A 13,561-nucleotide genomic window follows, 5' to 3' on the forward strand; every position below is an offset into this window, starting at 1 on the left:
ATGCGCCAATCCGCTCCGGTACGGACATTACGTTCCTCTCCGGCGTGCTGCTGTATCTGATTCAGAACAACAAAATCAACGCCGAGTATGTGAAGCATTACACCAATGCTGGCCTGCTGGTGCGCGATGATTTCTCCTTCGACGACGGCCTGTTCAGCGGCTACGACGCTGAAAAACGCGAGTACGACAAGTCCTCCTGGAACTATCAGTTCGATGAGAACGGCTACGCGAAGCGTGATGAAACCCTGACCGATCCGCGCTGCGTGTGGAACCTGCTCAAAGAGCACGTTTCCCGCTACACGCCGGAGGTGGTGGAAAACATCTGCGGCACGCCGAAAGCGGACTTCCTCAAAGTCTGTGAAGTGCTGGCCTCAACCAGCGCGGCAGATCGCACGACCACCTTCCTGTACGCGCTGGGCTGGACGCAGCACACCGTCGGGGCGCAGAACATCCGCACTATGGCGATGATCCAGCTGCTGCTGGGCAACATGGGGATGGCAGGCGGCGGCGTGAACGCCCTGCGCGGCCACTCCAACATCCAGGGCCTGACGGATCTGGGGCTGCTGTCCACCAGCCTGCCGGGCTACCTGACGCTGCCGAGCGACAAGCAGGCGGATCTGCAAACCTATCTCACCGCCAATACGCCGAAGGCGACGCGGGAAGAGCAGGTGAACTACTGGGGCAACTACCCGAAATTCTTCGTCAGCCTGATGAAGTCGTTTTACGGCGACAAGGCGCAGAAGGAGAACGACTGGGGCTTTAACTGGCTGCCGAAGTGGGACCAGGCCTATGACGTCATCAAGTACTTTAACCTGATGGATAAAGGCGAAGTGACCGGCTACATCTGCCAGGGCTTCAACCCGGTAGCGTCCTTCCCGGACAAAAACAAAGTGGTGCGCAGCCTCAGCAAGCTGAAGTACATGGTGGTTATCGATCCGCTGGTAACGGAAACATCGACCTTCTGGCAGAACCACGGCGAGTCTAACGACGTCGACCCGGCGGCGATCCAGACGGAAGTCTTCCGCCTGCCGTCCACCTGCTTTGCCGAAGAAGATGGCTCTATCGCCAACTCCGGCCGCTGGCTGCAGTGGCACTGGAAGGGCGCACAGCCGCCGGGCGAAGCGCGCAACGACGGCGAAATCCTGGCCGGGATCTACCATCGCCTGCGCGACATGTACCGTACCGAAGGCGGTAAAGGCGTCGAGCCGCTGCTGAATATGGGCTGGAACTACAAGCTTTCCGACAGCCCGGAATCGGAAGAAGTCGCGAAAGAGAACAACGGCTACGCGCTGGAGGATCTCTACGATCCGACCGGCAAGCTGGTGGCGAAGAAAGGCCAGCTGCTGAATAGCTTCGCGCTGCTGCGCGATGACGGCACCACCGCGTCCTCCTGCTGGATCTACACCGGCTGCTGGACCGAGCAGGGTAACCAGATGGCCAACCGCGATAACGCCGATCCGTCCGGGCTGGGTAATACCCTCGGCTGGGCGTGGGCGTGGCCTCTGAACCGCCGCGTGCTGTACAACCGCGCCTCGGCGGACATCAACGGCAAGCCGTGGGATCCGAAGCGGATGCTGATTGAGTGGCAGGGCAATAAGTGGGGCGGCAACGACATCCCCGACTTCAATACCGCCGCGCCGGGCAGCAAAACCGGGCCGTTCATCATGCAGCCGGAAGGCATGGGCCGCCTGTTTGCCCTTAACAAACTGGCGGAAGGGCCGTTCCCGGAGCACTACGAGCCGATGGAAACGCCGCTCGGCACCAACCCGCTGCATCCGAACGTGGTCTCCAGCCCGGTGGTGCGCATTTACGAAGACGACGTCCTGCGCCTCGGCAAAAAAGACAAGTTCCCGTACGTCGGTACCACCTACCGCCTGACGGAGCATTTCCACACCTGGACCAAGCACGCGCGGCTTAACGCCATCGCCCAGCCGGAACAGTTTGTGGAAATCAGCGAAGGACTGGCGAAAGCGAAAGGCATTGCCAACGGCGATCGGGTCAAGGTCAGCAGCAAGCGCGGCTTTATTCGCGCGGTAGCGGTGGTCACCCGCCGTCTGCGGACCCTGAACGTCAACGGCCAGCAGGTCGAAACCGTCGGGATCCCGCTGCACTGGGGCTTTGAAGGCGTTGCGCAGAAGGGGTATATCGCGAACACCCTGACGCCAAACGTCGGCGATGCCAACTCCCAGACGCCGGAGTACAAGGCGTTTCTGGTTAACATTGAGAAAGCGTAAGGAGCGGAACTATGTCAATGGAAACACTGGACATCACCAAACGCTCTGCGACTAACTCCGCAACGCCCGCGCCCCGCGCGCGGGACTATAAGGAAGAAGTGGCGAAGCTTATCGATGTGACCTCCTGCGTGGGCTGTAAAGCCTGCCAGGTCGCCTGCTCGGAGTGGAACGATATCCGCGACGAGGTGGGACACTGCGTCGGGGTTTACGATAATCCGGCAGATCTGAGCGCCAAATCCTGGACGGTAATGCGCTTTAGCGAAACCGAAGAGAACGGCAAGCTGGAGTGGCTGATCCGCAAGGACGGCTGCATGCACTGCGAAGATCCGGGCTGCCTGAAGGCGTGCCCGTCCGCCGGGGCGATTATTCAGTACGCCAACGGCATCGTCGATTTTCAGCAGGACAACTGCATCGGCTGCGGCTACTGCATCGCCGGCTGCCCGTTCAACGTGCCGCGTCTCAATAAAGAGGATAACCGGGTTTACAAATGCACCCTCTGCGTCGATCGCGTCAGCGTCGGCCAGGAGCCTGCCTGCGTTAAAACCTGTCCGACCGGCGCCATCCATTTTGGCACCAAGAAAGAGATGATCGACGTTGCCGAGCAGCGGGTGCAGAAGCTCAAAGCGCGCGGCTATCCGCATGCCGGGCTGTACAACCCCGAAGGTGTCGGCGGGACGCACGTCATGTACGTGCTGCACCATGCCGACCAGCCGGAGCTGTATCACAATTTGCCGAAAGAACCGAAGATCGATGCCGCAGTATCGCTGTGGAAAGGCGTCCTCAAGCCGCTGTCTGCGGCGGGCTTTATCGCGACCTTTGCGGGACTGATCTATCACTACATCGGTATTGGCCCCAACAAGGAAGTGGATGACGAGGAAGAGGAGGATCATGATGCGTAAATCAAAGATGATCGTACGCACGAAATTTATCGACAGAGCCTGTCACTGGACGGTGGTTATCGCCTTCTTCCTGGTGGCGCTGTCGGGGATTTCATTCTTCTTCCCGACCCTGAAATGGCTGACCGAAACCTTCGGTACGCCGCAGATGGGCCGCATTCTGCATCCGTTCTTCGGGGTGCTGATTTTCGTCGCGCTGATGTTTATGTTCGTGCGTTTCGTGCAGCACAACATTCCCGACAAGCAGGACTGGCCCTGGATCAAGGGCATTGTTGAAGTCCTGAAGGGCAATGAGCATAAAGTGGCGAAGGTCGGCAAATACAACGCCGGGCAGAAGATGATGTTCTGGAGCATCATGAGCATGATTTTCGTGCTGCTGGTGACCGGCGTCATCATCTGGCGCCCGTACTTTGCGCAGTATTTCCCGATTGAAGTGATCCGCTACGCGCTGCTGATCCACGCCGCGTCCGCTATCGTGCTGATCCACGCCATTCTTATTCACATGTATATGGCGTTCTGGGTGAAGGGCTCGATTAAGGGGATGGTTGAAGGCAAGGTCAGCCGCCGCTGGGCGAAAAAGCACCATCCGCGCTGGTATCAGCAGGTTGAGCGCAAAGAGGCCCAGGAAGAGAGCTCGCGCGGGATTAAGTAACGCGCATTTGGGCAGTGTCTGACGGCGGCCGAATTGATTAACTGATTTGACCGCCGTTAAAAATCCGCAGCCGCTCAGGCGGTTGCGGATTTTTTTATACCGTTAAAACGCCGCCATCAGCGGCAATTAAATCCCAATCCTAGACAAATTTCGCCAGCGGATCCGCTGCCGCGAACGCCGCTTCGCGATTAGCTGCCGGGGGATAAATCAGCTCGTGGGTAATCGCGGTCTTCAGCGTTTTCGCCTCGTCCCGCACCAGCTTAAGCTGCTGATCCCAGCCTTCGGTATAGACCGCGCCCCAGGTGCCCAGATCCAGGCAGGTGACATATTTTTCCTGACGGTAGGGCAGCGTTTCTGCGCCCAGCAGGCTAGCGGCGGCATTGTGGCCGGCAAATTTGCCGAGCTGGATGGCGTGCTGACAGGTCATCAGCGCGGTATTGCCGAGGTCGTCCGTTTTGGCATGCGCCATGTCGCCGGTGGCGTAAATATCCGGATAGTCCGGAAGCTGCAGCAGCGGCGTCACGACAAAGCGGCCCTGGGCGTCGCGCTCGCCTTTCAGATCGGTGCCCAGCCCGCTGGCGGTCACGCCTGCCGTCCACACCACGGTGGCGGCATTAATTCGCTCGCCGCTGGTAAGCAGCACACCGCTGGCGTCCACGCTTTCAACGCTGCTGTTCAGCCGCCACTCCACGCCGAGCGCGGCGCTGGCTTCGCTGATAACCTCGCGCATGGCCTGACTGTAGCGGCCGCCGATGCGGTCGCCACGCTCAACGACGATAACTTTAATCTTAGTATCGTCACCGAATAATGACTGAAGCCGTCCGGGCAGCTCGGTGGCCAGCTCAATACCGGTAAAGCCGCCGCCGCAAACCACGACTGTATTGCGGGCGTCGCTCGCGGGCTGCTGTGTCAGCTGCTGCAAGTGCGTTTCCAGCCGGGCGGCGGCGTCCATACTGTCGATATTAAAGGTGTATTCGGCGATACCGGCCGCGCCGGCCGGGCGCAGGTGGCTGCCGGCGGCGACGATCAGCCGGTCGTATGCCAGCGTCTGGCGCTCGCCTGTTTCGCTCATTATGTCGACCTTATGTCCGGCTGCGTCAATGCTTTCCACGCTGCCGGCGATGTGGCGAATAGTTAACGCGGCAAACAGCGGGCGCAGGTCGGCGGTCAGCGTGCGGACGTTGGCTTCATAAAAGCGCGGGCGCACGCCCATCTCCGGCTTCGGCGAGATCACGGCAATCTCCAGCCCGCTGGCGCCCTGAAGGTCGGCGACGCGCGCCGCGCTCACTGCTGCCCACATGCCGGCAAAGCCGCTGCCGATAATCAGAATGCGTTGTTTCATTGTTAGTCCTTCTCTTTTTCATTGCTAACCAGAATCAATAACTGCCACTATACTGGTCGGAGTTTACTGCGACAAGATCTTTCCGAGTAACTCAGGTATTATCGGCAGCGAATTAACCGCGGGAGCAGAGCATGGCGTTTTACAGTTCGGGAGTTGAGTACGGCATCCACAGCCTGATGAGCATGGTTGATGCAAAGGGCAACGCGCGCGAGATGAGCGTGCGAGAGATGGCCGAGCTGCAAAATGTGCCCTACGATTATCTTGCCAAAGTCTTCACCCGCCTGTCCCGGGCGGGACTGGTGGTCAGCAGCGAAGGGAAGGGCGGCGGATTCCGGCTGGCCCGCGGCGCAGAACTGATTTCGGTGCTCGATGTGGTGCGCGCCATCGACGGCGACAAATCCCTGTTTGAATGCCGCGAAGTGCGCCAGCGCATGGCCCTGTTCGCCGACAAGCCGCCGGCCTGGGTCTGCGACGGGCCGTGCGGCGTGCGATCGGTGATGGACAACGCCCAGCAGCGTATGGAAGAGGAGCTGGCACGCAGTACGATCCTCGATCTGTCGCGGGTAATGTTCCGCAAGGCGCCGGAGAGTTTTCCAATAGAAGTGAATGCGTGGCTCGGCGAACGCCGGAGCGGGAAGGCGGGATAGTTACCTGACATCCAATAAATATCGGGACTGTCAGAATAATCTACAGTCCCGATATTTTAAGGCGCAATTTACACGCCTTTATTATTTCACTGAGTTACGGTTTCGCCAGGTTTTAAATTAGAGGTCTGTTAGGGAAACGGAAAACATTGTACGTTAAGGTTGTTTTTTATACTGACTGATATCAACAGGTCGTAAAGAACGATACTTCCCCTCATCCAGCTTCTGCATATTCCGACCCAAACCGATCATTGACTCCGATGTAATCCGATCGCACTTTCCGATTTAATTCGACCATGGATTCCGATTTGTTCCGGCCAAATTTGGCCATCTGTCGGAATCCGTAATCCTGGCTCCGGAATCCGTGATTTGATTGTCAGCTTGGATATGCCCAACTGATGATAGGTATTATCAGATAAAGACCCTTCGCAGGCTGACCCAATCACCCGTGCCATGATAACCGCCATCAATAACATGCTGATCGACCTGATAGCCGCAATGTCACATAAGGACTGGCTGAGCCGCTAGCGGCAAAAACAGGGGATTTAGTGGGCCTATACACTTAGGAAATATCGGGGCAAATAAGCAGATCAGGAGCAGCATCAGAAAGTTTTGTACTACCGCCAAGTCAAGAAACTGAGCATCCGCGAAATGGCAGACGCGACAGGGTACAGCCCCTAACAGAGATGCTGCATTCAGGCACTGTGCCGGCAATCAGAAGCGAGTGATTTGGGTTAAGTTGTGATTATTGTATGATAGCGGTAAGTATAACCGCGTATATATTGAGGGATTAATATAGATGACAAGTCAGAGAACGCCAGCGAACAATACAACGTTCACCCGGCTACACTCCACCGGCGTCACGGCATACTGCACCTTTGGACCCGCACTCTATTTTCACCCTGACAGCGAAACCCTGATTGCCGTTGATGGCTGTGATAACGATGCCATTGAACGAGAGCATAGTCGGCTGGAAAAGCTGCTGGCTACTCGTATTGATGCACAGCTGCGCATTGATGACCTGACAAAGCAGATGACCAGTCTGAACTGGCATCAGGTTACAGAGCGAAATCGCCTCGAATCACAGCTAGAGCAGGAATATCAGCAGCTCGATGGCGCGGTCACGGCACTAAGAAATGAGCTCAAGGACCTGACGCCGGTCGTTCAGCTTCCAAAGGCCACACTGTTGGACGATAACACCAAAAAAAGCGCCATCGGCATCATGGAGATGATTGAAATCCGGGGAGGTGGATACCGTGGCGGCCGCTACACTTATGTCCGTTCCGATAAGATCCGCAGCCACTGGCGACGCTATTGCCTTAACGATGGCGAAAAACAGCCGGCGATAAAGAGTTTTATTAAAACCGTCAGTCATACCGGCGAAGATGGCGTCACCCGCACGCGGCAGGAAATCGATACAGAGAAGCTGAAATCACAGCTGGCAAAAGTAAAGCCCTCCATGACCGTCTGGGAACAGGAGTTGATTGATGACCATGTCGATGTCCTGACGGATTGGGCCAGAGAACTGAATGACAGTCTGAAAAAACATGCTGAATCGGAAAGCGGCAACATCGTTTTTGACGGGCAGGCTCAGTTGATGCGCTGGACTTACGGTGCCGGCCTCAAAGGCACCCTGAACCCTTTTGAATACGACATCCGCACCGGTAAGGTAAAACCGACCGCCACGGCCAGCGGTAAACTGAGCGCCTACGCCAGCCTTGCACTGGCCGAAGCTAAAAGCACCGCAAAAGTTTACTGGCCTGATCATGCTGGAACTCGTATCTGCTACCCGCTGGACCCGGCACGCATCCCCGGCGGTGGCATGGGGCTGCTTGGCGTTCTGCGCTTTGATTTCGAGCTGGCCCTGTCCGGCAGCATCGGGGCCAGTCTGGGTATCGAGGCCGGCGTCAGCTTCTCCGGTGACGTGGTGAAAGGCCTTCCCGTCAAGGCCACGCCGACCGGCACGCCCGGACAGTGGCGCAATGTTGACATATCAAAAGCCGCTGAAGAGGTGAAACCCGGTGCAGAACTGAGCCTGTTTGCCGGCGCGGAAGCCGGGGTCAATCTCTCCGGCAAAATGGTCTGGCTCAACCCGGATAAGGAAGGCAAGGGAAGCGAAAAGTTCACCTCACTGGCGAAAGTGGCCATTGGCGTGACCGGACAGGCAGGTTTTGGCATGAGCGGCAGCATGGAATTCAGCTGGACAGACGGCAAGGTTCGCATCCTGGTTAAAGGCGGTATCTGCTCTGGTCTCGGTGCAAAAGGCTCAGTAGCCCTTGATGTAGATGGGCAGGCAATCATGAAAGAGTTTATGCCCTGCCTTGCCTATATGCTGCGCAATGCCGATTATACACGCCTGATGAGTATCATGGCGGAGGACGATTATCGTTACTTCTGCGCCATCCCGTTGCTTGCCGGCATGTACAACCTGAACCGAGCACTCGATGCAGCAGATGCTATCGGTACCGCCCTTAAAACCAACTGGGATGACAAGGAGGCCCGCGTAAGGCTGATGGAAAAAATACTCGATAATGATGAGTATCTGAAATACGCCCCGCCGGAAAGCAAGGGAGCAGCCATTGCAGCCCTGATTGAAACCAGTTTCTGGGATAAAGTTGCCAGCCCTGCCAGCCATCAGGGAGAAGCCTGTGAGGGTGGCGCCACCTTTGCCAGCCGTAAACGTGCCATTCTTGCCGTCCTGCGCTGGGTGCAGTCAAAACGTGAGTATGAGAATATCATGCAGCACCTGTCCACCACGATTGGCGAAAAAGGCGACTGGAAAGCCAACGAAGCCCGCGTTATAGCGTTTCTGGCTGAAGGTGAGCAACCACGCGAATACGGAGCCAATGCCAGCTTCATTCCGGGTGCACAGAAGATCATCATCACCCCCAGCCACTATGCGAAAAACCTGCATGCCATTTACACCCATTTGCCGGATGCACCCGCCGTTTCACCGGGTCACCCGAACGAATTCATGCGCCCCTTTACGCCAGTGTCACCGTCATTACTGCACAGCTGCACCACCTACATCACCACCCAGCACGGACGATAAACCATGACCGGACAGACTCTTTCACGCTTAACCCTGACAGCACTGGTACTGATCGCCATCACTGGCTGTCGTGATGAGCAAAAAATAAAAGCTGACCAGGACGCACTGGTTCGCACCTCCCTAGAGAATCTGATAAAAGTGAAGGGCGGTGAGTTTCAGATGGGTGATTTTGGTCCCTTGGTGGCAGAAAAACTGCCCTACAACTTCGATCTGGACACCCCCCTTCATCCGGTTACGCTATCCGACTTCCGTATCGGAAAATACCGTGTAACTTGGGGGGAGTTTAATAACTGGCTCGTTATTCAGGGGCGGGATAAGAACACTATCTACCAGACGATAGCGCAGGGAAAACATTTCAGTAAAGAAGACAAAGCTGCGCTGGGGGAAACATATCCTGCCACGGCAAGCTGGCAGGATGCCAGCGGCTACTGTCAGTGGCTCGGGAAAGTAAGTAATCGCAGCATGGACCTACCCACCGAAGCACAGTGGGAGTACGCCGCCCGCAGCCGGGGACAGTTTCTGATTTACGGTAACAGCACTAACCGCTGGTACTACGATTACGACAACGCCCGTAACTTTACCTCCAGCATGCACAAAAAACCTGTCGGCAGTTTCCCTCCCAATCCTCTTGGCCTCTACGACATGATGGGAAACGGCGCGGACTGGGTAAAAGACTGGTATGCGAAAAACTACTACAGCCATTCACCTGAAAACGATCCGCAAGGGCCAACATCCGGCGAAAAAAAAGTTCGGCGTGGCCTTATTGAAGGCGGCGACTCCTATACGATAACCCGCAGAAAAAGCAAGCCAGATAACGAATGGGGGTCGGAGTTCCGCTGTGTGGAGAACAGCCCGTTAAAGTGATTAAGTTATTTCCTGCTCGCGACGTGTCGCCCGGCGAAAAAAGACGAATTTGACAGAAAAAAATTGTGAGACGTTTGTGTATAAGCTGGGCAACCATTGAGCGTTTGGGCTGAGTACTCACAGTATCAGTGTGGTCAAGATCTGATCTTAACATACAATATTTTTTGCTTACTAAACGGAGCCCAATTAGTCTGACCTTTGCTGTAATCGACATCATTTTGTATGCAGAAAACCACCTGCTGGGCAGGTGGTTCAGTAATGCTTTCAGCTTTGAGTCGGACATAAAAACTTTTTTGGTAAGTAACTGTTGAAAATGCAAATGTCAGATTGCATACGCCTGTTAGGGCGCAGCTGGCAATAGAACTTTACAGGCGTATATGAAAAACCTCCGGCTATGCCGGAGGATATTTATTCATCGCGCAATTTACACGCCTTTATTATTTCACTGAGTTACGGTTTCGCCAGGTTTTAAATTAGCCTGACCTTTGCTGTAACCGGCATCGACATTATTATTATTCGCGGCTGGCGAGCGGCTAAAACCGGAATCAATATTATTGTTTGCGTTACCTGCCGGCTTGCGTGAAAAACCAGGATCGACGTTGGTGCTATTTCCCGCTGGCTGGCGTGAATAGCCCGAATCGATGTTGCCTGCCGGCACACTCAGGCGCTCATCGCTGACGTTGCCTGCCGGATTTTCTGCAGTGCGGTCTTTGCCATAGCGGGGATCGACGCGGTGATGGGAATTATGGGCAGGGCGGGAATATCCGTTATCATTAGTACGTCCATTCGGGCTCATCATACAGGCCGACAGCGAGCAGGCGATGGCGGTAATGCTTATTAGTTTTAACAATTTCATAGCAACTTCTCGTTTTATTTATTTCGCAAAATATTCGCCGGACATTATTCTTTTTTAGTTATTAAATGACAACTTTAAGAGCTCGAATTGTTATTTCTATAAAGCCAACGTTATTTTTTGCCGAGTTAGTAACCGATAGTTGCATAAATAAAAGCCATCCTGCTATAGCCGCTTAGCGGCGATTCAGTGATAATACGGCGCTTTCCCGTTAACCATTGATGAGCAGTATGAAGAAAACGATATTTTCGCTGGCGCTGGCCACGTTTGGCCTCGGCATGGCGGAGTTTGGCATTATGGGCGTGCTCACCGAGCTGGCGGCAGACATGCACATCTCTATTCCCGCTGCTGGCAACATGATCTCCTTCTACGCCTTCGGCGTGGTGATCGGCGCGCCGGTTATTGCGCTGTTTTCCAGCCGCTTCTCGCTAAAATCACTGCTGCTGTTTCTGGTGGCGCTGTGCGCGCTGGGCAATGCGCTGTTCACCTTTTCTTCCTCTTATCCCATGATGGCGCTGGGCCGGCTGGTGTCCGGCTTCCCCCACGGGGCGATTTTCGGCGTTGGCGGCGTGATCTTGTCAAAAATCGCGCCGCCGGGGAAAGTTACCATGGCGGTCGCCGGAATGATTGGCGGCATGACGGTAGCCAATCTGGCGGGCGTGCCGCTGGGCACCTGGATAGGCCACGCCTTCAGCTGGCGCTACACCTTTTTATTGATTGTCGCCTTCAACGTGCTGGTGTTTGCCTCGGTGCTGATGTGGGTGCCGCATATATTTGACAAAGCGCCAACCCGGCTGCGCGAGCAATTTCACTTTTTGAGAAAGCCCGAACCGTGGCTGGTGTTTGCCGCCACCATGTTCGGCAATGCCGGGGTTTTCGCCTGGTTCAGCTTCGTTAAGCCGTTTATGACCGGCATTTCCGGCTTTTCAGAAAGCAGCATGACGGCGATCATGACGCTGATGGGGCTGGGAATGGTGCTGGGCAATATGCTGAGCGGGCGCATTTCGGGGCGCTTCAGCCCGCTGCGCATCGCCATAACCACGGATTTAATTATTGTGCTGGCGCTGATGCTGCTGTTTGTCTTCGGCCACCATTCGGCGGCGGCGCTGGGGCTCGGCTTTATCTGCTGCGCGGGACTGTTCGCGCTGTCGGCGCCGCTGCAGATTATGCTGCTGCAAAACGCGAAGGGCGGGGAGATGCTTGGGGCGGCGGGTGGCCAGATGGCATTTAATCTCGGCAGTGCGGTGGGTGCCTGGTGCGGCGGCCTGATGATTACCTTAAATCTGGGCTACAGCTACGTCACGCTGCCCGCGGCGCTGCTCTCGTTTTCGGCCATGTCTTGCCTGCTCTATTACGGCGTGGTGAAAGGCAAAAGGGCGGTTGGGCACGCGCAAGCCTGATAAAAGCGCCGGGCAGTGCCCGGCGCGTCAGGAACTAGTGACGGAAGTCGATCACCATGCGGCCGCGGATCTGGCCCTGCTCCATCTCTTTGAAGATCGCGTTGATGTCGCCCAGCGGACGCAGCGCCACTTTCGGTACCACTTTACCTTCGGCGGCGAACTGGAAGGCCTCGGTCAGATCCTGACGGGTACCGACCAGTGAACCCACAACCTGAATACCGTCCAGCACCAGGCGAGGAATATCGAGGCTCATGGCTTCCGGCGGCAGGCCAACGGCTACCACGCGGCCACCGGCGCGAACGGCATCTACCGCGGAGTTAAACGCCGCTTTCGCTACAGCAGTCACCACCGCCGCGTGCGCGCCGCCGGTTTTCTCCTGCACGATTTTCGCCGCGTCTTCACTGCGGGAGTTGATCGCTAAATCGGCACCCATCTGTTTTGCCAGCTCAAGCTGGGCGTCGTTAACGTCCAGCGCGATGACTTTGGCGTTAAACACGTTTTTGGCGTACTGCAGCGCCAGGTTACCCAGGCCGCCCAGGCCGTAAATTGCAATCCACTGGCCGGGCTTGATACCGGATACTTTCACTGCTTTATAGGTGGTTACGCCCGCGCAGGTGATGCTGCTGGCGGCCGCGGAATCGAGGCCGTCCGGCACTTTCACCGCATAGTCGGCAACAACGATGCACTCTTCCGCCATCCCGCCATCCACGGTGTAACCGGCATTTTTCACGTCGCGGCACAGGGTCTCGTTACCGCTGTTGCAGTATTCGCAGTGGCCGCAGCCCTGGAAGAACCACGCAACGCTGGCGCGATCGCCCGGCTTGAGGGAGGTGACGCCCGGTCCGACTTCTTTTACGACTCCGATCCCTTCATGCCCGAGGATCACGCCGGTTTTGTCGCCAAAATCGCCGTTCTTAACGTGCAGGTCAGTGTGGCAAACCCCGCAGCACTCCATGGTCAGCAGCGCTTCGCCGTGCTCCAGCGCGCGCAGGGTTTTATCGGTTACGTCAATGTGATGATCGTGAGTCACTACGGCAGCCTTCATAGAATTTCCTCTTGTGTGTTATGAGAATCTGCGTCTTTGGTCGGTAAATCGTAATCTTTATCATTACTCTTTAAGGGTTAATGTTTTTACCCATTCACGCAAGCCTTTTGTGAGTATTTCAGCGACATTCAATGAGTAGTTTCTATAAAAATGGGTAAATGCGTTTTTATTGCGCAAGGTGTTGATAAAAAAGGCACCCGCAGGTGCCTGAACACTATATTTTCGCCAGCAGCTCCGCAATCTGCTGCCGCCACTGAGCCTGCAGTAGCGGCTTCTGGTGCCGGGGACGACGGGCCAGATCGTCCGCCAGCCGCGTCTCCAGTTCGATCAGCCGGGTGAGAAGATCGTCGTCGCTTTCCACTGCCGCCGACTCAGCAGTGGGCATCGGCGCGGTAGATGCCGCAGGTGTTTCGCTCATGCTTTCCCACAGCGCCTGCGCGTCGTACAGCTCCTCCAGCCGGCCGCCGTCCACCCGCCAGAAGCGATTGCAGGCGCGCTCAATAAGCTGGCGGTCGTGGCTCACCAGCAGCGCGCCGCCGGCGAAGCTGGCGAGCGTCTCCGCCAGCGCCTCTTTACCCT

10 protein-coding genes and 2 pseudogenes are annotated in these 13,561 nt (G+C 56.3%); 8 read left to right on the top strand and 4 right to left on the bottom strand.

Features of this window, described 5'->3' with window-relative positions; translation table 11 throughout:
* The 3 genes from fdnG to fdnI all read left to right on the top strand — a co-directional run.
* Nucleotides 1-2,234 (top strand): formate dehydrogenase-N subunit alpha (fdnG, locus tag QZ766_RS02785; RefSeq protein ID WP_297197011.1); only part of this gene is annotated, 2,234 nt, incomplete at its 5' end.
* 11 nt (nt 2,235-2,245) lie between these two features.
* The gene (gene fdxH, locus QZ766_RS02790; protein ID WP_297197013.1) at nt 2,246-3,133 is read left to right on the top strand and encodes a formate dehydrogenase subunit beta; all 888 of its coding nucleotides are present in this window, start codon (nt 2,246-2,248) and stop codon (nt 3,131-3,133) included.
* Nucleotides 3,126-3,782 carry a formate dehydrogenase-N subunit gamma gene (fdnI, locus tag QZ766_RS02795; protein ID WP_297197029.1) on the top strand — a complete coding sequence of 219 codons (657 nt, stop codon included), beginning with the start codon at nt 3,126-3,128 and terminating at the stop codon, nt 3,780-3,782. Before fdxH ends, fdnI begins: the two co-directional genes overlap by 8 nt.
* Nucleotides 3,783-3,921: 139 nt before the next feature.
* On the opposite strand, the gene QZ766_RS02800 is transcribed toward fdnI, so the two are convergent.
* A complete protein-coding gene (locus QZ766_RS02800) occupies nt 3,922-5,124 on the bottom strand; it encodes an NAD(P)/FAD-dependent oxidoreductase (protein WP_297197015.1) in 1,203 nt (400 codons plus the stop codon).
* Between the two features lie 131 nt (nt 5,125-5,255).
* Between QZ766_RS02800 and QZ766_RS02805 the strand changes: the two genes are divergently transcribed.
* From QZ766_RS02805 to QZ766_RS02820, 4 genes and pseudogenes are all read left to right on the top strand, one after another.
* Nucleotides 5,256-5,771, top strand: a complete 516-nt coding sequence (locus QZ766_RS02805) for an Rrf2 family transcriptional regulator (RefSeq protein WP_297197017.1) — start codon at nt 5,256-5,258, stop codon at nt 5,769-5,771.
* A gap of 357 nt (nt 5,772-6,128) precedes the next feature.
* A pseudogene (locus tag QZ766_RS02810) lies at nt 6,129-6,449 on the top strand (resolvase); the annotation flags it as partial.
* A gap of 118 nt (nt 6,450-6,567) precedes the next feature.
* The gene (locus QZ766_RS02815; RefSeq protein ID WP_297197019.1) at nt 6,568-8,820 is read left to right on the top strand and encodes a hypothetical protein; all 2,253 of its coding nucleotides are present in this window, start codon (nt 6,568-6,570) and stop codon (nt 8,818-8,820) included.
* 3 nt (nt 8,821-8,823) lie between these two features.
* Nucleotides 8,824-9,684, top strand: a complete 861-nt coding sequence (locus QZ766_RS02820) for an SUMF1/EgtB/PvdO family nonheme iron enzyme (protein ID WP_297197021.1) — start codon at nt 8,824-8,826, stop codon at nt 9,682-9,684.
* A 442-nt stretch (nt 9,685-10,126) separates the two neighbouring features.
* Here QZ766_RS02820 and QZ766_RS02825 read toward each other — a convergent pair whose 3' ends face one another.
* A complete protein-coding gene (locus tag QZ766_RS02825) occupies nt 10,127-10,540 on the bottom strand; it encodes a hypothetical protein (RefSeq protein WP_297197023.1) in 414 nt (137 codons plus the stop codon).
* 227 nt (nt 10,541-10,767) lie between these two features.
* Here QZ766_RS02825 and araJ point away from each other — a divergent pair, with 227 nt between their 5' ends.
* Complete coding sequence (gene araJ / locus QZ766_RS02830) at nt 10,768-11,937, top strand: MFS transporter AraJ (RefSeq protein ID WP_297197025.1); 1,170 nt, start codon at nt 10,768-10,770, stop codon at nt 11,935-11,937.
* A gap of 34 nt (nt 11,938-11,971) precedes the next feature.
* Here the strand turns inward: araJ and adhP are convergent, their stop codons facing one another.
* Nucleotides 11,972-12,982, bottom strand: a complete 1,011-nt coding sequence (gene adhP, locus QZ766_RS02835; protein WP_297197027.1) for an alcohol dehydrogenase AdhP — start codon at nt 12,980-12,982, stop codon at nt 11,972-11,974.
* 214 nt (nt 12,983-13,196) lie between these two features.
* A pseudogene (locus QZ766_RS02840) lies at nt 13,197-13,561 on the bottom strand (ABC transporter ATP-binding protein); the annotation flags it as partial.

Source organism: uncultured Pluralibacter sp., assembly GCF_913775985.1.
Taxonomy (GTDB): domain Bacteria; phylum Pseudomonadota; class Gammaproteobacteria; order Enterobacterales; family Enterobacteriaceae; genus Pluralibacter.